At 66.7% G+C, this 19,800-nt stretch carries 17 protein-coding genes; 5 read left to right on the top strand and 12 right to left on the bottom strand.

Going from position 1 to position 19,800, the window contains the following annotated elements:
• Nucleotides 1-59: 59 nt before the first annotated feature.
• The 7 genes from rpsD to AABQ55_RS14530 all read right to left on the bottom strand — a co-directional run bounded on the left by rpsD (nt 60) and on the right by AABQ55_RS14530 (nt 5,432).
• Nucleotides 60-677 (bottom strand): 30S ribosomal protein S4, encoded by a 618-nt coding sequence (gene rpsD, locus AABQ55_RS14500; protein ID WP_244765430.1) that lies wholly within the window; start codon nt 675-677, stop codon nt 60-62.
• Nucleotides 678-897: 220 nt separating this feature from the next.
• Nucleotides 898-2,409, bottom strand: a complete 1,512-nt coding sequence (locus AABQ55_RS14505; RefSeq protein WP_272805497.1) for an ATP-binding protein — start codon at nt 2,407-2,409, stop codon at nt 898-900.
• Between the two features lie 129 nt (nt 2,410-2,538).
• Nucleotides 2,539-2,826: a HigA family addiction module antitoxin gene (locus tag AABQ55_RS14510; RefSeq protein WP_272805498.1), complete on the bottom strand. Its 288-nt coding sequence runs from the start codon at nt 2,824-2,826 to the stop codon at nt 2,539-2,541.
• 12 nt (nt 2,827-2,838) lie between these two features.
• Nucleotides 2,839-3,117, bottom strand: a complete 279-nt coding sequence (locus AABQ55_RS14515; RefSeq protein ID WP_272805499.1) for a type II toxin-antitoxin system RelE/ParE family toxin — start codon at nt 3,115-3,117, stop codon at nt 2,839-2,841.
• Between the two features lie 37 nt (nt 3,118-3,154).
• Entirely contained in the window at nt 3,155-3,916 is a 762-nt protein-coding gene (gene murI / locus AABQ55_RS14520) for a glutamate racemase (RefSeq protein WP_272807463.1), read from the bottom strand.
• Nucleotides 3,917-3,953: 37 nt separating this feature from the next.
• On the bottom strand, nt 3,954-4,787 hold the full coding sequence (locus tag AABQ55_RS14525) for an RNA methyltransferase (protein WP_244765428.1): 834 nt from the start codon (nt 4,785-4,787) through the stop codon (nt 3,954-3,956).
• Between the two features lie 69 nt (nt 4,788-4,856).
• Nucleotides 4,857-5,432 (bottom strand): hypothetical protein, encoded by a 576-nt coding sequence (locus tag AABQ55_RS14530; protein ID WP_272805500.1) that lies wholly within the window; start codon nt 5,430-5,432, stop codon nt 4,857-4,859.
• Nucleotides 5,433-5,647: 215 nt separating this feature from the next.
• Here AABQ55_RS14530 and AABQ55_RS14535 point away from each other — a divergent pair, with 215 nt between their 5' ends.
• Nucleotides 5,648-6,862: an NADP-dependent isocitrate dehydrogenase gene (locus AABQ55_RS14535; RefSeq protein WP_244765426.1), complete on the top strand. Its 1,215-nt coding sequence runs from the start codon at nt 5,648-5,650 to the stop codon at nt 6,860-6,862.
• Between the two features lie 111 nt (nt 6,863-6,973).
• On the top strand, nt 6,974-7,609 hold the full coding sequence (locus AABQ55_RS14540; protein ID WP_272805501.1) for a glutathione S-transferase family protein: 636 nt from the start codon (nt 6,974-6,976) through the stop codon (nt 7,607-7,609).
• Between the two features lie 28 nt (nt 7,610-7,637).
• Here AABQ55_RS14540 and AABQ55_RS14545 read toward each other — a convergent pair whose 3' ends face one another.
• Entirely contained in the window at nt 7,638-8,510 is an 873-nt protein-coding gene (locus tag AABQ55_RS14545) for an AraC family transcriptional regulator (protein WP_272805502.1), read from the bottom strand.
• A 184-nt stretch (nt 8,511-8,694) separates the two neighbouring features.
• On the opposite strand from AABQ55_RS14545, the gene AABQ55_RS14550 reads away from it, so the two are divergent.
• Complete coding sequence (locus AABQ55_RS14550) at nt 8,695-10,368, top strand: SulP family inorganic anion transporter (protein ID WP_272805503.1); 1,674 nt, start codon at nt 8,695-8,697, stop codon at nt 10,366-10,368.
• 68 nt (nt 10,369-10,436) lie between these two features.
• Here the strand turns inward: AABQ55_RS14550 and AABQ55_RS14555 are convergent, their stop codons facing one another.
• From AABQ55_RS14555 to recA, 3 genes are all read right to left on the bottom strand, one after another.
• Nucleotides 10,437-11,630: a GGDEF domain-containing protein gene (locus AABQ55_RS14555; RefSeq protein WP_272807464.1), complete on the bottom strand. Its 1,194-nt coding sequence runs from the start codon at nt 11,628-11,630 to the stop codon at nt 10,437-10,439.
• Between the two features lie 274 nt (nt 11,631-11,904).
• Complete coding sequence (gene alaS, locus AABQ55_RS14560; protein WP_272805504.1) at nt 11,905-14,565, bottom strand: alanine--tRNA ligase; 2,661 nt, start codon at nt 14,563-14,565, stop codon at nt 11,905-11,907.
• A gap of 313 nt (nt 14,566-14,878) precedes the next feature.
• Nucleotides 14,879-15,967 carry a recombinase RecA gene (gene recA, locus AABQ55_RS14565; protein WP_244765420.1) on the bottom strand — a complete coding sequence of 363 codons (1,089 nt, stop codon included), beginning with the start codon at nt 15,965-15,967 and terminating at the stop codon, nt 14,879-14,881.
• A 238-nt stretch (nt 15,968-16,205) separates the two neighbouring features.
• Between recA and AABQ55_RS14570 the strand changes: the two genes are divergently transcribed.
• A complete protein-coding gene (locus tag AABQ55_RS14570; RefSeq protein WP_272805505.1) occupies nt 16,206-17,153 on the top strand; it encodes a carbohydrate kinase family protein in 948 nt (315 codons plus the stop codon).
• Between the two features lie 34 nt (nt 17,154-17,187).
• Nucleotides 17,188-18,114: a pseudouridine-5'-phosphate glycosidase gene (locus tag AABQ55_RS14575; protein ID WP_272805506.1), complete on the top strand. Its 927-nt coding sequence runs from the start codon at nt 17,188-17,190 to the stop codon at nt 18,112-18,114.
• Nucleotides 18,115-18,426: 312 nt separating this feature from the next.
• Here the strand turns inward: AABQ55_RS14575 and eno are convergent, their stop codons facing one another.
• On the bottom strand, nt 18,427-19,701 hold the full coding sequence (eno, locus tag AABQ55_RS14580) for a phosphopyruvate hydratase (protein ID WP_272805507.1): 1,275 nt from the start codon (nt 19,699-19,701) through the stop codon (nt 18,427-18,429).
• Nucleotides 19,702-19,800: the final 99 nt, after the last annotated feature.

Below are 19,800 nucleotides of genomic sequence, written 5' to 3' on the forward strand. Positions count from 1 at the left end.
AATCTGAGCCGCCAATCTCTTGGCGGCTTTTCCCGATTGCGCAAGGTGTCGCCCGCGAATTAACGCGAGTAGAATTCGACGACCAGGTGCGGTTCCATGATGACGGCGTAGGGCACGTCGGAGAGAACCGGAACGCGAACGAAGGTCGCGGTCATCTTGTTGTGGTCGGCTTCGATATAGTCCGGAACGTCGCGTTCAGCCAGACCGACGGATTCGAGAACCGTGACGAGCTGCTTGGACTTTTCCTTGACTTCGATGACGTCGCCCGGCTTGCAGCGGTAGGAACCGATGTTGACGCGCACGCCGTTGACCTTGACGTGGCCATGGTTGACGAACTGACGGGCAGCGAAGACCGTCGGAACGAACTTGGCGCGGTAGACGATCGCGTCGAGGCGCGATTCGAGCAGGCCGATCAGGTTTTCCGGGGTGTCGCCCTTGCGGCGCTCGGCTTCGGCGAAGATCGCGCGGAACTGCTTCTCGCGGATATCGCCGTAGTAACCCTTCAGCTTCTGCTTGGCGCGGAGCTGGACACCGAAGTCCGAAAGCTTGGACTTGCGGCGCTGGCCGTGCTGGCCCGGGCCGTATTCGCGACGGTTGACCGGGGACTTCGGACGGCCCCAGATGTTCTCGCCCATGCGGCGGTCGATTTTGTACTTGGATGCAGCGCGCTTGCTCATCGCATTTCCTCTTGGTCTTGTTATGCCGGGCCGTTGCCGGACCGGCTGAAGGAAACACGCCCTCCTCTGAACCTTTCGGGTTCCGACAGGCTTCTCACGATCGCGACCGGAGAATCCACGGGACATGTCAAATGAAACACCGGACATTTCTGCCCGGCGTTGGCGGGGTCATTAGGGGAGTTTTACAGGACTGTCAACGAGCAAGGCCCGGAAAATCCGCCTATTCCGCCGCATCGCGGTGGGAATCGGCAAGGTCCGGCCCGTTGGCGTCGCCCGGCAGCGTCTCGCAGCCGAGGTCCGGGAAGGCGACTATGCGGTGGCCGGCAAGATCGCTGTGCACGACCACCAGCCCCTGCTCCTCGAAATAGCCGAGCAGCCGGCGCGCCCGGCGGGCCGAATGCGTGCCGTAGGCCCGCGCGATCCGGGCATCCGAGGGGCAGGTTAGCCCGCGCACCGCGGCCTGCGCGACGAGCAGGAACACGCCCTGCAGGTCCTCGGTGACACTGCGCGACAGATCGAGCGCCCTGCCCCAGATTTCCGTCGCCGCTGTCTCGGCATCGACGCCCGAGCGCGCGACTGCCATCTTGCGGCGGAAGGCGGGAAGCGACAGCGGCGCGCCGGGCACGCGGCGGATGCGGCAGCGCACGAGGAAATCCTGGAACAGTTCGGCATCGGCCCGGAAGGCCGCATCGGGATTGCCGAGGATTTCGGCGAGCGCCTGGTCGAGCAGGCCTTCCCGCTCCTCCGCGGAGATTTCCGGCGCGGGTGCCTTCGCCTCCGCCTGCACCGGCTCCGGCCGCGCCCGGGACAGTTCGGCGAGGATGTCCGTCGTCGGGCGCGGCGCCGGCGGCGCGCGGCGGACGAGCGGGCGGGAAAACTCGTCCGGATCGGGCGTGAAGATCAGGTCTTCCACGTCCTGCGGCGCATCCGGCAGCGGCATCAGCTTGGGGCTGGTCGAGCGCGCGGAGGTCTCGACCGCGCCGATCGTCACCGGCAAGGGGCGGCGCGACAGCGCCGGGCCGAGCGCGACGAAGGAACCGCGCGGCAGGTCGCGGAACATCTCCGCCTGCCGGCGGTCAAGCCCGAGCAGGTCGGCGGCACGCGCCATGTCGATGTCGAGGAAGGTGCGGCCCATCAGGAAGTTGGATGCCTCGGCCGCGACGTTCTTGGCAAGCTTGGCGAGGCGCTGCGTGGCGATGACGCCGGCAAGGCCGCGCTTGCGGCCGCGGCACATCAGGTTGGTCATCGCGCCGAGCGACAGTTTTCGCGCCTCTTCGGAGACCTCGCCGCTGACGGCGGGCGCGAAAAGCTGCGCCTCGTCGACGACGACGAGCACCGGATACCAGAAGTCCCGGTCCGCATCGAACAGCGCGTTCAAGAAGATGCCGGCCGCCCGCATCTGCTCGTCGGCCTCAAGGCCCTCCAGCGAGAGCACGCAGGAGACGCGGTGCTGGCGGATGCGGTTGGCGATGCCGACGAGTTCGGCTTCCGTGCGCTCGCCATCGACCACGACATGGCCGAACCGGTCGGAAAGCGTGACGAAATCCCCTTCGGGATCGATGATGACCTGCTGCACCCATTGGGCGGACTGCTCGAGCAGGCGCCGCAGGAGATGCGACTTTCCCGAGCCCGAATTGCCCTGCACGAGCAGGCGCGTCGCCAGCAGTTCCTCGATATCGAGCCTGGCCGGTGCGCCGCCCTGCACCGTTCCCATGTCGATGCCGACCTTCATCCCGTTCCTCGTTCCAAAATTCCTGATTCGCCGACCGCCACCGGATATCCGGCAAGCCCTAACACGAAACCTTCAGCCGTCACGCCCGGCTTTTTGAAAGAATCCACAAGGTTCTCGCCGAGGCCGCGTTCAAGCGGCCTTGTCATCGAGCGGCTGTATCTCGGGCTGCGCGCGCTGCATCGCCTGCGCCAGGTCGAAATTGGCCTGCATGGCAAGCCATGCGCGCGCCGTGCTGGCCCCTGCCCGTTCCAGGCGCAGGGCGAGATCGGGGCTGACGGCGGCACGCCCATGCAGCACGCGCGAAAGCGCGACCCGGGACATGCCGAGCCGGCCGGCCGCATCCGTCACCGAAAGGCCGAGCGGCTGAAGCACGTCCTCGCGGAGCAATTCACCGGGATGGGGCGGAAGTTTCATCATCGCCGTGTCCTCTCAATGATAATCCTGGTAGTCGACCAGTTCGACGTCGGTTCCGACGAAGCGGAACGTCACGCGCCAATTGCCGTTCACCCAAACCGACCAATGTCCCTTCATCGTCCCCTTGAGGGGATGAAGCCTGAAGCCCGGCAGGTTGACGTCGGCGGGCGTGCCCGCGACATCCAGCAAGCCAAGGATACGCCCCAGCTTGGCGGCATGCGATGCCTGGATTCCCTTCGTCGAACCCGACATGTAGAAGAGTTCCAGACCCTTGTGTCGGAAACTGACGATCATGGCGCAGTGTATCGCGTATCGATACGCGATACAAGCATCAGACGACCCGAAGCCCGAAACCCTGCATCAGGCGGCGCGTCGAAAAGTCCGGCTTGCCGGAGGTGAACACGGCGATGTCCTCGCCCGGGGCGAGGGTTTCCAGCGGGGGCACAAGGCGGCGGGCCTGGCGGGCGATGGCTTCGGCGGGGTCGAGCCAGTCGACCGGCCAGGGGGCGAGCTTGCGGAAGAGGTTGGCCATAAAGGGATAATGCGTGCAGGCGAGCACGACGATATCCGTCTTGCGGCCGTCCTCGTCGACGAAGCAGGGCACGATCTCGGCGCGCACGGCCGCGTCGGAGAAGGTCTCGCCGCGGATATAGGCCTCGGCCATGCGGGCGAGGTTCTCCGAGCCGACGAGGCGCACGTCGCACTGGCTGGCGAAGGACTGGATGAGATCGCGCGTATAGGCGCGTTTCACCGTGCCGGGCGTGGCCAGCACCGAGACGAGGCCGGAACGCGTGCGCTCGGCGGCGGGCTTTATCGCGGGCACGGTGCCGACGAAGGGCATGTGGGGAAATGCGGCGCGCAGATCCGCGCCCACCAGCGTGAAGGCCGTGTTGCAGGCGATGACGCAGACTTCCGGATCGTGCTCGGCGAGCAGTTTCCCGAAGAGATCGATGATATGCGCCTTCAGCGCCGGCTCTTCCCAGCCGCCATAGGGAAAGCCGGCATCGTCGGCCACATAGGTGAAGTGCCGCTCGGGCATCAGCACGCGCGCCTCGCGCAGGACGGTCAGGCCGCCGATGCCGCTGTCGAACATCAGGATGGGCTTGGCCGCCGCCTGTTCCGGAAAGGGCCTATGCGTCGTCACGGGGCACCTTGGGCCGGCGGTTGCGGGTGCGGTTCGGGTTGGTCGCGCCGCGCGGCGATTCGCGGGTGAAGCGATCGAGGCAGGAGATGATGCCGCGCATGACCTGGATCTCCGTGCCGGTGAAGGAAGGACGCGTCAGGATGGCGCGCAGGTTCTCCACCAGTTTGGGCTTTTTTTCGGCGGGCCGGAAATAGCCGCGCGCCTCCAGCGTCTCCTCCACATGGTCGAAGAGGCCCTGCAGCTCCTCCTTCTTCGCCGGGCGCTGCGGCAGCGCGTCGAAGGGCGTGTCCTTGACGGAGGCAAGGCCGCTCTTCATCCACTCGTAGCTCATGAGGAGCACGGCCTGGGCGAGGTTGAGCGAGGCGAAGGCGGGGTTGACCGGGAAGGTCACCAGTTCGTCGGCGAGCGCGATCTCCTCGTTGGTGAGGCCCGTGCGTTCGCGGCCGAAGAGGATGCCGGTCTTCTGCCCGGCGCGGAAGCGCACGCGCAGGTCGTCGGCGGCAACGACCGGCGAGCGGACCTCCTTGTAGCCGTAGCGGTCGCGCGCAGTCGTCGCATAGACGAATTCGAGATCGGCGACGGCCGCTTCCAGCGACGGGTAGACCTTCGCCGCCTCGATGACATGGTCGGCCTTGCTGGCGGCGGAGATCGCCTTCTCGCTCGGCCAGCCGTCGCGCGGATTGACGAGGCGCAGTTCGGCCAGGCCGAAATTCGCCATGGCGCGCGCCACCATGCCGATATTCTCGCCGAGTTGCGGATGAACGAGGATGATCGCCGGTCCCTCGGCGATCAGCGTGCGTTCGCTGTTCGTGCCTGCCATGCCCAAATATCCCTGGAAAGTTCGGGCTTCACTGGCACAATAAGCGGCAAATGAAAAGCATGAAGCCGCTCATTCGGGGGATTCGGCGGCGCTGCCGTTGCCGCCATTGGCGCCGGCCTCGGCGATCTCCACCATTTCCTTCTTCAGGGAGGCGCCCTCCTCGAAGCTCGGGCGCTCGATGTCGTCGATGACCGCCCGGCCGTCCTCCTCGATCATCTTGAAGACCAGCGTTTCCGGCTGCCAGCCGGCAGGCCGCTCGCCGAAGCAATGGCTGTTGTCGAAGGTCACGGTCACGTCTTCCGCGTCGTTCGCCAGTTGCCCCTCGGTGGTCGTCACGTCCTTCAGCGCGCAGCTGTCCTGGCCGCCGATCACCGGATCGTAGTCGAAGGGCGAATCGCCGTCGTCATAGGCCGGGAACTTCGCCGCCGCCTTGTATTTCGCAACGAAATCCTTGCTGTAGAGGCGCTTCAGGAAATCCTCGGAGAAGTAGTCCGTATAGGGCGGCGGCGTGTCGGCGTCCTCGCCCAGGTCCTGCCAGTTGACCGTCGCAGCCGCCATGACCTCCGAAACGGGCGCCTTGAAATCGGCGGCTGCAACGGAAACGGGAAGCAAAAGGGCGAGCGCCACGAGGCCGAAACGCGACATCATATTCTCCACTGGATGACGGCGGGCCGGAACGGGCCGCCGAAGAGCCTTCCTGAAACGGAATTTTGGCGAAACTTATTCTCAACGCCGGCGAAAATAAACCGTCTCGGCAATTGGTCGGCTTTGCCTTCCCGGCCACGAATGCTATAGGGCCAAACGTTCCTTTCAAGTCCACGATCCGGGGCGCAAGGCCCCGACAAAACACGAGGCTCTCCATGGCAAAGATCAAGGTCGCCAACCCCGTCGTCGAACTCGACGGCGACGAGATGACGCGCATCATCTGGCAGTTCATCAAGGACAAGCTGATCCATCCTTACCTGGATATCGACCTCGAATATTACGACCTCGGCATGGAGAACCGCGACGCCACCGACGACCAGGTGACGATCGACGCGGCCAACGCCATCAAGAAGCACGGCGTCGGCGTCAAGTGCGCCACCATCACGCCGGACGAGGCCCGCGTCGAGGAGTTCAAGCTGAAGAAGATGTGGAAGTCGCCGAACGGCACGATCCGCAACATCCTCGGCGGCGTCATCTTCCGCGAGCCGATCATCTGCAAGAACGTGCCGCGCCTCGTTCCGGGCTGGACCAAGCCGATCATCGTCGGCCGCCACGCCTTCGGCGACCAGTACCGCGCCACCGACTTCAAGTTCCCCGGCAAGGGCAAGCTGACGATGAAGTTCGTCGGCGAGGACGGCAAGGAGATCGAATACGACGTGTTCGACGCCCCGTCCGCCGGTGTCGCCATGGGCATGTACAACCTCGACGATTCGATCACCGAATTCGCAAGGGCCTCGTTCAACTACGGCCTGCAGCGCAAGGTGCCGGTCTATCTCTCGACCAAGAACACCATCCTCAAGGTCTATGACGGCCGCTTCAAGGACATCTTCCAGCAGGTCTTCGACGCCGAGTTCGCTGAAAAGTTCAAGGAAGCCAAGATCTGGTACGAACACCGCCTGATCGACGACATGGTCGCCTCGGCGCTGAAATGGTCCGGCGGCTATGTCTGGGCGTGCAAGAACTACGACGGCGACGTTCAGTCCGACATCGTGGCCCAGGGCTTCGGCTCGCTCGGCCTGATGACCTCGGTCCTCATGACGCCGGACGGCAAGACCGTCGAAGCCGAAGCCGCGCACGGCACGGTGACGCGCCACTACCGCCAGCACCAGAAGGGCGAGGAAACCTCGACCAACTCGATCGCCTCGATCTTCGCCTGGACGCGTGGCCTTGCCCATCGCGCCAAGCTGGATGGCAATGCGGAGCTGGCGAAGTTCTCCGAGACGCTGGAACGCGTCTGCGTCGAGACCGTCGAATCGGGCTTCATGACCAAGGACCTCGCGCTCCTCATCGGCCCCGACCAGCCGTGGCTCTCCACCACCGGCTTCCTCGACAAGATCGACGAGAACCTCCAGAAGGCCATGGCGGCCTGATCCAGCAAGACCACGGAAAGCCCGGCCAAGCGCCGGGCTTTTTCGTTGCGGCCTCTTGCGGCAGGGCCCGTGTGCCCTATCCTCCCGGCCGGTTTGCAAGAGGAGGACGGCATGGCCGAGGAACTGGTTTTCTATAGCAACCCGATGTCGCGCGGGCGCATCGCCCGCTGGATGCTGGAGGAGGTCGGCGCGCCCTATCGCACCGAATGGCTGACCTTCGACGGCTCGATGAAATCGCCGGAATTCCTGGCGATCAACCCGATGGGCAAGGTGCCGACCATCCGCCACGGCCAGACCGTGGTGACGGAGGCGGCGGCGATCTGCGCCTATCTCGCCGATGCCTTCCCCCAAGCCGGCCTCGCCCCGCCGCCCGAAAAGCGCGGCGATTACTACCGCTGGCTCTTCTTCGCAGCCGGCCCGCTGGAAATGGCGGTCTCGCTGAAGGCCTTCGGCATCGAGGTTCCCAGGGAGCGCGAGCGCAGCATCGGCTGCGGCAGCTATGACGCGGTCATGGGCGCCCTGTCGCTGGCCGTCACGCGCTGTCCCTACATCGCCGGCGACAATTTCACCGCCGCCGATGTCTATGTCGGCGCCCATATCAGCTGGGGCCTGCAATTCGGCTCGCTGGAGCCCCGGCCGGAATTCAAGGCCTATTGGGATCGCCTGAAGGAGCGGCCGGCCAGCAAGCGCGCGACCGCAATCGACGACGAGGAGATGCACCGCCAGCTTCAGGCGGCGAAGGGTTAGGGCGGGCTTACCGCCAGCCCCCTGCCGTTCAGGCCGCGGCTTCGGCCGCCGGCTGGAGCGGCAGGCAGATTTCCGTCAGAAGCGCGTTCGGCGCAACCTCGCGCGGATTGTTGAGATAGGCCTCGAACATCACCTCGTCGCGGATCGAGCGTCCCGAGGCCGGCAGCCATGTGCCGTAGAGCCAGCGATAGGCCGCGCCCATATCGGCATAGGGGCCCTGGTGGCGCAGCACCGCATAGTCGCCGCCCGCCAGCGTGCGGCGCTCGAGCGGCGCCTCGGCGGGAATGGTCGCATCCGCCGTCACGCAGGCGAAGGAGCGAAGCTCTTCCTCCGCCACGAGATCGGGATCGTCGAGGAAGACGCCGATCATGCGCATGTCCGGCCGGAAGAGGTTGCGGGAGAAGAGCGCGCCATGCAGCGCCTCGAAGGCCTTGCCGATGCCCATGTAGGAACCGGAATGGGCAACGGCAAGCAGCGTCTGCTCGGGAATGGTGCGGATGGTCACGTCGAACATGCGGGAGCACTCCTTGTCGTTCTCGGGTTCGTAGGCGCGATGGGAGCCCTCCTTGCGGTAGCGTGCCGGCGGCATGCCATAGGCAGCCGCGAAGGTACGCGTGAAGGACTGGAGGTTGGCGTACCCCCATCGCGCGGCAATGTCCCGGACGGAGCGGTCGCTGCGCACCAGATCGCCCGCCGCACGGTGCAGACGCAGCCGGCGGACGGTTGCCGCCAGCGTCTCGTTGTGCACGGCGCGGTAGACGCGGTGCCAGTGATGGGCGGAAAGGCAGGCGATCTCCGACAGCCGGTCGAGGTCGAGATCCTCTTCCAGGTGCTCGTGGATATAGGCGGAAACCCGCAGCAGGCGTTTCTCATAGGCCGCCCAGATCCCGCTCTCGCTCATGCCGCTTCCCTCTCGCCGGAACGCATTCAACCAAGCACGGAGCGATTTCACAAATCCTGCGCTTCTGTCATGCTCTGCAATTTCTGCATAGCCTTGCCTTGTGCCATTGCAAAAACGGGCGACTCGGCGTGAGATGCCCCCGCCGGCCCTCCCTTACTCCATCCTCCGGCCTTCCGAGGCACCCATGACCGATACCTTGACGCCGAAGCTCGCCAGCGTTTTCGCGGAGGGCTATGGCCCCGCGCGTTTCAAGGCCGATGCGCTGGCCGGCCTCACGGTGGCGATCGTCGCGCTGCCGCTGTCCATGGCGATCGCCATCGCCTCCGGCGTCACGCCGGATCGTGGCCTCTACACCGCCATCATCGGCGGCTTCCTCGTTTCCGCGCTCGGCGGCAGCCGCTTCCAGGTCGGCGGGCCGGCCGGCGCCTTCATCGTGCTCGTCTCGGCCACGGTCGCCCGCCACGGCGTCGAGGGCCTGCTGGTCGCCACGCTGCTCTCCGGCCTCATGCTCGCGCTGGCCGGCTATCTCAGGCTCGGCAAGTACATCAAGTTTATCCCCTATCCCGTGACGGTCGGCTTCACGGCCGGCATCGCCGTCATCATCTTCGCCAGCCAGATCGGCGAACTGTTCGGCCTGAAGCTGGACGGGCGCGAGCCGGGGCCGATCGTCGAGAAGCTCGAGGCGCTCTGGGCCGCCCGGCCCAGCTTCAATCCGGCCGCCTTCGGCGTCGCGGGGCTTACCATCGCCGTCATCCTGCTGTTGCGCCGCTTCCGGCCGAGCTGGCCGAACCTGCTCATCGCCGTCACCGTCGCCTCGTTCGCCACCGCGCTTCTCGCCCTGCCGGCGGACACGATCGGCACCCGCTTCAACGGCATTCCGCGCGGCCTGCCCCTGCCGGCTCTGCCGTCCTTCTCCCCCGAGCTCGTGCTCGCCGTCCTGCCGGACGCCGTCGCCTTCACGCTGCTCGGCGCCATCGAATCGCTGCTCTCGGCCGTCGTCGCCGACGGCATGACGGGGCGCAGGCACCGCTCCAGCATGGAGCTTGTCGCCCAGGGGGTCGCCAATGTGGGCTCGGCGCTCTTCGGCGGCATCTGCGTGACGGGCACCATCGCCCGCACCGCCACGAACGTGCGCTCCGGCGCCACCAGCCCGGTCTCCGGCATGCTGCACGCGGTCTTCCTCCTGCTCTTCATGCTCGTCGCCGCGCCGCTCGCCAGCTATATCCCGCTCGCCGCGCTCGCCGGCGTGCTGGCGGTCGTCGCGTTCAACATGGTGGAGCGTCCGGCCATCGCCGCCCTCTTCCGCTCCTCGCGCGGCGATGCGGCGGTGCTCGTCGTCACCTTCCTGCTGGTCGTCTTCCGCGACCTGACGGAGGGCATCGTCGTCGGCTTCCTGCTCGGCGCGGTGCTGTTCATCGACCGCATGGGCAAGTCCGTCGACATCCGCGAGGAGACGGTGCCGCGCGTCGTGCGGGCCATCGAGAATGCCGGCGAGGACAGCGGCCTGCCCGAGCGGCCGGTCGCCGGCGACGATCCGGATACGGTGATCTACCGCATCAGCGGCGTCTTCTTCTTCGGCGCGGCGGCCAGCGTCGGCTCCGTGCTCGATCGCATCGCCGACCAGCGGCGCAACTTCGTGCTCGACTGCGCCGACGTGCCCCTGCTCGATTCCACCGCCGCCAGCGTCATCGAGGGCCTGGTGCGCAAGGCCGAGCGGGCCGGCGTGCGCGTCTTCATCACGGGCCTGAAACCCGACATGCGCCGCATGCTGGAAGCCCATGAGCTGCACGCCCCGCGCGTCACCTTCACGGCCACCGTGGACGCCGCCATGGGCGAGATCGCCGCGGCCACGCGCTGAAACCGTGCCGGAGCGGCGCGAACGGCTCTCCGTCCGGTGCTTGTCATGCAAAGGAAAGCGCAGACGCCTCAGCCGGCGCGGGCGACATCCGAGGCGGCCGGGTTCCTCATGCGCTCGGCGACACCCGGAAGCCCCAGCGAGGGCGCTGCGCGCTTCACCTGGTTGCGGCCGGCCTCCTTGGCCGCATAGAGCGCGCCGTCGGCCGCCGAATGCAGGCGGTCGAAATCCGCTCCGAAGGTCGCGACATCCGCAAGGCCGATGCTGACCGAGACCGCGATCTCGTGATCCCCGGCGCGCACCGGCAGGGCGGCGACCTCCAGCCGCAGCGCCTCGGCGAACTGTTCGGCGGGCGCCATGTCGCGCCCCGGCGCAAAGAGCGCGAATTCCTCGCCGCCGAAGCGGCAGAACAGCATGTTCGCCTCCAGGCGGGCGGCGACCTGCGCGGAAAACCGCTTCAGCACGAGATCGCCGGCGACATGGCCGTAGGTGTCGTTGATCGCCTTGAACCGGTCGAGATCGAAGATCATCAGCGTGCCCTGCCGCCGGTCGCCCAGCAGTTTCTGCATGTCGTCCAGGAACGAGCCGCGGTTGGCGATGCCCGTCAGCGCGTCGGTGCGCGAGGCCTGGCGGTAGAGCGCCTCGCCCCGCTCCTTGATCAGCACCAGCATGGCGACGGCGGCAAGGATCGTATGGGCGAACAGTTCCAGGGAGAAGACCGCGAACCAGGCGGAATAGGCCGTGCCATGGCCGAAGGCCGCAGGCAGGGCGATCGCCATGGGAATGCGCAGGCCATAGATGATGCCATGGCTGACGAAGAAGGCCGCCGCAAGCATGCGGGTCGGCAGCGGCTCGGTGCGGTGCCCGCGCCAGATGTCGATGCCGATCCACAGGCAATAGGCGGTGATGATGGTCGAGCTGACGATGATGCGGTTGTTCACATCCTCCGACACCTGCGGGACGAGAAGATAGACGAGGCCCCACAGGACGGGGCCGGCCAGAACGACGGAACGATAAACGCGGCGGCGATCGAAGACGCGGAAGCCGGCCCACATGAACGCATAGCCGCAGGCGGCGAGCGCATTGCCGAGGCCGACGGTCAGAAGCGGCGGGCCGACGGAGCGCAGCGCGAACAGCAGCGTGCAGAGCGAGCCGACCCACATGGACAGGCACCAGTAGCCGGCCGCCCTGTGCCGCCGGTCGGTCAGCCACACCTGCAGCATGAAGATCCCGACGGCGGTCGTCGCCAGGAACGTACAGATCATCAAGGTTGAGATGCTGATGATGTCTTCAATCAAAATACGCACTCCGCACGCGCAGGATGCTAGGGGCAAACCTTGAAGACTTCGCAAACAAAAGCGGCGGGCCGAAGCCCGCCGCCGTGATCCGTTCCTTGCGTGCAGGGTCGTCGCATGGGGAATGAAACGCCACCCCATCCCCTTCTCCCCCGCGGGGAGAAGGGGATGGGGCAATGTCGAACTCGATATATGATCGCCTACCCTTGTGGAGGCACAGGCGATCGCGCGGCTGCGGGAAGGTTCAGCCGGCGATGGCGCCGGCAACCGCCTCGATCGCCGCGCCTGCCCTGGCGCCGTCCGGGCCGCCGGCCTGCGCCATATCGGGACGCCCGCCGCCGCCCTTGCCGCCGAGCGCTTCGGAGGCGCGGCGCACGAGATCGACGGCGCTGTAGCGGCCGGTAAGGTCTTCGGTGACGGCGACCACGGCGCTCGCCTTGCCGTCCGCCGAGACGCCGACGAAGGTGACGATGCCGGAGCCGAGGCTCTTCTTGCCGTCGTCGGCAAGGCTCTTCAGGTCCTTCGGCTCGACACCGGTGACGACCTTGCCGAGATATTTCACGCCCGCGACCTCGCGCACGCCCTCGTCGCCGCCGGCGGTGCCGCCCGACAGCGCCAGCTTCTTCTTCGCCTCGGTCAGTTCGCGCTCCAGCTTGCGGCGCTCCTCGACCAGCGCCTCGACGCGGGCGAGCACGTCGCCCGGCTGCGCCTTCAGTGTCGTGGCGAGCGCCTTCACGCGCTCGTCCTGCTCGGCAAGGTAGGCGCGGGCCGCCTCGCCCGTCAGCGCTTCCAGACGGCGCACGCCGGAGCCGACGGCGCTCTCCGAAAGGATGCGCACGAGGCCGATCTCGCCGGTCGCCGACACATGCGTGCCGCCGCAGAGCTCGACCGAATAGGGCCGGTTCGCCTTGGCGCCGTGCAGGCCGGTGCCCATGGAGACCACGCGCACCTCGTCGCCGTACTTCTCGCCGAAGAGCGCCATGGCGCCTTCCGCGATCGCATCGTCCACCGTCATCAGGCGGGTGGTGACCGGGGCGTTCTGCACGATGATCTCGTTCGCCATGTCCTCGATGACGCGCAGCTCCTCCGCCGACATGGGCTTGGGATGCGAGACGTCGAAGCGCAGGCGCTCGGGCGCGACCAGCGAGCCCTTCTGGGCGACGTGGGTGCCGAGCACCTCGCGCAGCGCCTCGTGCAGCAGGTGGGTGGCGGAGTGGTTGGCGCGAAGGCGCGCGCGGCGGGCATGGTCCACCGTCAGCGCCACGGCATCGCCGACGGAAAGCTTGCCGCTCTCGACGACGGCGCTGTGGACGAAGACGCCCTCGCCCTTCTTCTGCGTGTCGGTCACCAAAAGGCGCGCATGGTCGCTGGCGATCACGCCCGTATCGCCCATCTGGCCGCCCGATTCGCCGTAGAACGGCGTCTGGTTGACGACGATCTGCACAGTGTCGCCGGCACTGGCGCCGTCGATCGTCCTGCCGTCCCTGACGATCGCCTGCACCACGCCCTCGGCCGCCTCGGTGTCGTATCCGAGGAACTCGGTCGCGCCGTGTTTTTCCTTCAGCTCGAACCAGACCGCTTCCGTCGCCTTGTCGCCGGAGCCGGACCAGTTCGCCCGCGCTTCCGCCTTCTGGCGCTGCATCGCATCGTTGAAACCGGAAAGGTCGACATTGATGTCGCGGGCGCGCAGCGCGTCCTGGGTGAGGTCGAGCGGGAAGCCGTAGGTGTCGTAGAGCTTGAATGCGGTCTCGCCGTCCAGCATGTCGCCCTTCTTGAGCGTCACGGTGGCATCCGACAGCAGCGACAGGCCGCGCTCCAGCGTCTTGCGGAACCGGGTTTCCTCCAGCTTCAGCGTCTCGGAGATCAGGGCTTCGGCCCGCACGAGCTCGGGATAGGCGCGGCCCATCTCGCCGACCAGCGCCGGCAGCAGCGACCACATCAGCGGCTCGCGGGCACCGAGCAGCTGCATGTGGCGCATGGCGCGGCGCATGATGCGGCGCAGCACGTAGCCGCGGCCTTCATTCGACGGCAGGACGCCGTCGGCGATCAGGAAGGCGGAGGAGCGGAGGTGATCGGCGATGACCCGGCAGCTTGCGGCCGCCTCGCCTTCCGCCTTGATGCCGACCGTCTCCTCGACGGCCGAGATCAGCGTGCGGAAAAGGTCGGTCTCGAAGACGCTCTGGACGCCCTGCAGGATGCAGGCCATGCGCTCGAGGCCCATGCCGGTGTCGATCGAGGGGCGCGGCAAAAGGCTGCGCTCGCCGGGCGCCGTCTGGTCGAACTGCATGAAGACGAGGTTCCAGAATTCGAGGAACCGGTCGCCGTCCTCCTCGGGCGAGCCGGGCGGGCCGCCCCAGACGTGCTCGCCCTGGTCGATGAAGATTTCCGAACAGGGTCCGCAGGGGCCGGTGTCCCCCATCTGCCAGAAATTGTCGGAGGTCGGAATGCGGATGATCCGGTCGTCGGACAGGCCGGCGATCTTCCTCCAGAGGACCGCCGCCTCCTCGTCCTCGGAATAGACGGTCACGAGCAGCCGGTCCTTCGGCAGGTCGAAGCCCTTGGTCACCAGCGTCCAGGCAAGCTCGATGGCGCGCTCCTTGAAGTAGTCGCCGAACGAGAAGTTGCCGAGCATCTCGAAGAAGGTCAGGTGCCGCGCGGTATAGCCGACATTGTCGAGGTCGTTGTGCTTGCCGCCGGCACGCACGACCTTCTGGGCGGTCGTCGCGGTGGAATAGGGGCGCGATTCAAGGCCCGTGAAGACGTTCTTGAACTGCACCATGCCGGCATTGGTGAACATCAGCGTCGGGTCGTTGCGCGGCACGAGCGGGCTGGACGGCACGATCTCGTGGCCGTTCTTTCGGAAATAGTCGAGGAAAGTCGACCGGATCTCATTCACGCCGCTCATATCGCGTCCTTCATCTCTGCCCATTCACGCCGGAAGACCGGCGCATCACCCACCCAATGTCACTGCAACGACGGTAAAACCGCCTCGCCGGCCGGAGTGCCCGCCCGGAAGACCCCACAAGGCCGCCCTTTTGCGAATTCCGTCGAAACCGCCCGCGCCTGCCGCTTGGATGCGGAAAGGCCGAAAACCTTGGCGCGCGCGAGAACTGAAGGCTTTTATCGCCCGCCTCGGCCCCTGTCCAGACACCAAAAAACCGGCCTTTCGCGAAGAAGAGGCCGGTCTTTCCCATTTTTGCGGAACCGTTGCGCGGCGATTACATGCCGGCCGCGTCGTCGGCGTCGTTCGGATCCGGCCCGCCGTTCTCCAGGAAGCGGTCGGCGATCAGGCCGGCATTCTGGCGCAGTGCCATTTCGATCTCGCGGGCGAGGTCCGGATTGTCGCGCAGGAACGTCTTGGCGTTCTCGCGGCCCTGGCCGAGGCGCTGGCTGTTGTAGGAGAACCAGGCGCCGGACTTCTCCACGATGCCGGCCTTGACGCCGAGGTCGATGAGCTCGCCGGTCTTGGAGACGCCCTCGCCGTACATGATGTCGAACTCGACCTGCTTGAAGGGCGGGGCCATCTTGTTCTTGACGACCTTGACGCGCGTCTGGTTGCCGATCACCTCGTCGCGCTCCTTGACGGCGCCGATGCGGCGGATGTCGAGGCGGACGGAGGCGTAGAACTTCAGCGCGTTGCCGCCCGTCGTCACTTCCGGCGAGCCGTAGACGACGCCGATCTTCATGCGGATCTGGTTGATGAAGATCACCATCGTGTTCGACTTGGAGATCGAGGCGGTGAGCTTGCGCAGCGCCTGGCTCATCAGGCGCGCCTGGAGGCCCGGCAGGCTCTCGCCCATCTCGCCCTCGATTTCGGCGCGCGGCGTGAGCGCGGCGACCGAATCGACCACCAGCACGTCGATCGCGCCGGAGCGCACCAGCGTGTCGGTGATTTCGAGCGCCTGTTCGCCGGTGTCGGGCTGCGAGATCAGCAGGTTCTGGAGATCGACGCCGAGCTTGCGGGCATAGACCGGGTCGAGCGCGTGCTCGGCGTCGACGAAGGCGCAGATGCCGCCCGACTTCTGGGCCTCGGCGATGGTCTGCAGCGCCAGCGTCGTCTTGCCCGAGCTTTCCGGGCCGTAGATCTCGATGATGCGGCCCTTGGGCAGGCCGCCGATGCCGAGCGCGACGTCGAGGCTGAGCGAGCCCGTCGACACCGTCTCGATCTCGACGACGCTGTCCTTCGAGCCGAGCTTCATGATGGAGCCCTTGCCGAAGGAGCGCTCGATCTGGGAGAGTGCCGCTTCGAGTGCCTTGCTTTTATCCACTGCTTTATCCTCTACGAGCCGCAAAGTGTTCTGTGCCATTTGGTCCACCTTTAGGTTATTGAAGCAAGACAGGCAACGAAGCCGTCGATGAAAGCTATGTACACATTTTGTTCTCTTTTTGCAAGGTCCATTCATCCATTTGAATGATTTCGTGAATCGAGCGTGTGTTCTCTTTTCGTTTACGGCTGTTGAAAGCCGTGGCGGAACAAGGATGTATCCGCGCGGGCGCCTCGCTTTTGCCGGCGAATCGCGTCCCTCGCGGGAATGAAGGAAGACGATGACGGGAAAGACGATACTGGTGATGGGCGGCGCCCATGTGGACAGGCGCGGACGCATCGCCGGCGAGACGGCGCCGGGGGCGAGCAATCCCGGCGCCTGGTTCGTGGAAGCGGGCGGCGGCGCCTTCAATGCGGCGCGCAACCTGGCCCGGCTCGGCCGCACGGTGCGGCTCGTCTCGCCGCGCGGGGGCGATGCGGACGGTGCCATCGTCGCGGCGGCGGCGGAGGCGGCAGGCGTCGAGGATACGCCCTTCACCTTCCTCGACCGGGCGACGCCGAGCTACACGGCGATCATCGAGCGCGACGGCAACCTCGTCATCGCGCTGGCGGACATGGAGCTCTACCGCCTGTTCTCGCCGCGCCGCCTGCAGCAGCGGGCGATGCGCGAGGCGGTCGCGGCAGCGGGGCTGATCCTCACCGACGCCAACCTGCCGGCCGAGACGCTGGCGGCGATGACGACGGCGGCGGGCGCCGCGGGCGTGCATATCGCCGGCATCGCCATCTCGCCGGCCAAGGTGCCGCGCTTTGCGGCGAGCCTCTCCGCCCTCGCCTTCCTGTTCATGAACGAGGCGGAGGCACGCACGCTGGCGGGCGCGGCGCCGGAGGACCCGGCCGGCTGGCCGAAGGCGCTGCGCGCGGCCGGCCTTTGCGCCGGCGTCGTGACGCGCGGCGGCCGGGGCGTCGTCGCCTTCGATGCGGAAAAGGCGGTTCTCGTCACGCCGCCGGAGGCGCCCGCGCTCGGCGACGTCACCGGGGCGGGCGATTCGCTCGCCGCCGGCTTCCTCGATGCCTGGATGACCGGCCACGATATCGGCGAGGCGCTGCGCCGCGGGGTCGCCGCCGCGGCGATCACCGTGCGTTCGCCGCTGGCCGTCGCCGAAGAAATGTCGCAGGCGGCGCTTCAGGCCGCACTTTCCCTTGTGCCGGAGGCCGAAGGGATGGCATGAGACTTTTTTGCCGAAATTCCTGCAAGGACACCGCATGACCAGACCCGTTTCCACCCTCCTGCCGATGCAGTATTCGGACGAAGTCGCCGCCGCCAAGAGCCGCGGCGCACCGATCGTCGCGCTCGAATCGACGATCATCACCCACGGCATGCCCTATCCGGGCAACCTCGACATGGCCCGCAGCGTCGAGCGCATCATCCGCGAGGAAGGCGCCGTGCCGGCGACCATCGCCGTCATCGACGGCGTGCTGCATATCGGCCTCGACGATGCGCGGCTGGAAGCGCTGGCGCAGACCGAGGGCGCGATGAAGCTGTCGCGCGCCGACCTCGCCTTCGCGATCGCCGAGCGCCGCACGGGCGCGACGACCGTGGCGGCGACAATGATCGGCGCGGCGCGCGCCGGCATCAGGGTCTTCGCGACCGGCGGCATCGGCGGCGTGCACCGCAAGGCCGAGGAGACCTTCGACATCTCCGCCGACCTCGACGAACTGTCGCGCACCGGCGTCATCGTCGTCTGCGCGGGGGCCAAGGCGATCCTCGACATCCCGAAGACCCTGGAAGTGCTGGAGACGCGCGGCGTGCCCGTCGTCACCTATGACAGCCCGGTCTTCCCGGCCTTCTGGTCGCGCGATTCGGGCCTGATGAGCCCGCTGACGCTGAACAGCCCGGCGGCCATCGCCAATTTCCAGAAGGTGCGCGACCAGCTCGGCGTCGACGGCGGCATGCTGATCGCCAATCCGGTGCCGGAGGCCGACGAGATCGAACGCGAGGAGATGGAGATCTACATCGCCCGCGCGCTCGACAATGCCGAACGCGACGAGATCGCCGGCAAGGCCGTCACGCCCTACCTGCTCGACAGCCTGTTCCGCCTGACGGACGGCCGCAGCCTCAAGACGAACATCGCGCTCGTCGAGAACAATGCGCGGCTGGCGGCGGAAATCGCCGTGGCACTGGCGGACTGAGCCGCCGGCCCGGGGGCCTGCCCTTTGCGTGGGGCGATTGCACAAGGATAGGCAGTCTGCGCTTTGCGTCCCCCCCTCTGGCCTGCCGGCCATCTCCCCCTCAAGGGGGAGATTGGCAAGACGTGCAAACCTGGCTTGATCAGCACCGTTGAAGAGAGGCGAGGCGCTGCTCCATCCGATCTCCCCCCTTGAGGGGGAGATGGCCGGCAGGCCAGAGGGGGGTGCTTTGCCACATGCCGCAGCCTTGCCCTCCACAAAAAGAAACCGGCGGCAACGCTTGCGCCCTGCCGCCGGAAGATGCCGTGCAGCCGATCAGCCGCGCAGGATGCCGCGGCCGGCGTATTTCGCCTGGGCGCCGAGCTGTTCCTCGATGCGGATCAGCTGGTTGTACTTGGCGGTGCGGTCGGAGCGGGCGAGCGAGCCGGTCTTGATCTGGCCGCAGTTGGTGGCGACGGCGAGGTCGGCGATCGTCGAATCCTCGGTCTCGCCCGAGCGGTGCGACATGACGGCGGTGTAGCTCGCCTTGTGCGCGGTCTCGACGGCGTCGAGCGTCTCGGAGAGCGAGCCGATCTGGTTGACCTTGACGAGGATCGAGTTGCCGACGCCCATCTTGATGCCGTCGCGAAGGCGCGCCGAGTTCGTCACGAACAGGTCGTCGCCGACGAGCTGGACCTTTTTGCCGATCTTGTCGGTCAGCGCCTTCCAGCCGTCCCAGTCGTCTTCCGCCATGCCGTCCTCGATCGAGAAGATCGGGTATTTGCCGGCGAGCTCCGCAAGGTAATCGGCCATGGCGCCCGGCTCCAGCGTGCGGCCTTCGCCTTCCAGCACGTACTTGCCGTCCTTGAAGAATTCGGTCGAGGCGCAGTCGAGCGCGATGAACATGTCCTCGCCCGGGCGGTAGCCGGCCTTCTCGATCGACTTCATGATGAAGTCGAGGGCGGCGGGGGCGGAGGCGAGGCCCGGCGCGAAGCCGCCCTCGTCGCCGACATTGGTGTTGTGGCCGTCCGCCGCAAGCTGCTTCTTCAGCGTGTGGAACACTTCCGAGCCCATGCGCACGGCGTCGCGGACGGTGTCGGCGCCGACCGGGACGATCATGAACTCCTGGAAGTCGATCGGGTTGTCGGCATGCGCGCCGCCATTGATGATGTTCATCATCGGCACCGGCAGGACACGGGCGTTCGGGCCGCCGACATAGCGGTAGAGCGGCAGGTTGGCGGCTTCCGCGGCGGCCTTGGCGACGGCGAGCGAGACGCCGAGGATGGCGTTGGCGCCGAGGCGCGCCTTGTTCGGCGTGCCGTCAAGCTCGATCATCGTCTGGTCGACGGCGATCTGGTCCTCGGCGTCGAGCCCGCCGATCGCCTCGAAGATCTCGCCGTTGACGGCGGCGACGGCGTTTTCGACGCCCTTGCCGAGGTAACGCTGGCCGCCGTCGCGCAGTTCGACGGCTTCATGCGCGCCGGTGGAGGCGCCCGACGGAACGGCCGCGCGGCCGAAGCTGCCATCTTCGAGATGCACGTCCACTTCGACGGTGGGGTTGCCGCGGCTGTCGAGAATCTCGCGGCCGATGATGTCGATGATTGCAGTCATGGAGATCGTCCTGTTCCGGGGTTTATAAATCGATTAAAATCCACTTTTAATCGAGGATGCAGAAATTACAATGGCGTGCGTCGCCTTGGGAAAAACGGA

Origin of the sequence: Shinella sp. WSD5-1 (genome assembly GCF_963942435.1) — a bacterium.
Classification (GTDB): Bacteria; Pseudomonadota; Alphaproteobacteria; order Rhizobiales; family Rhizobiaceae; genus Shinella; species Shinella yambaruensis.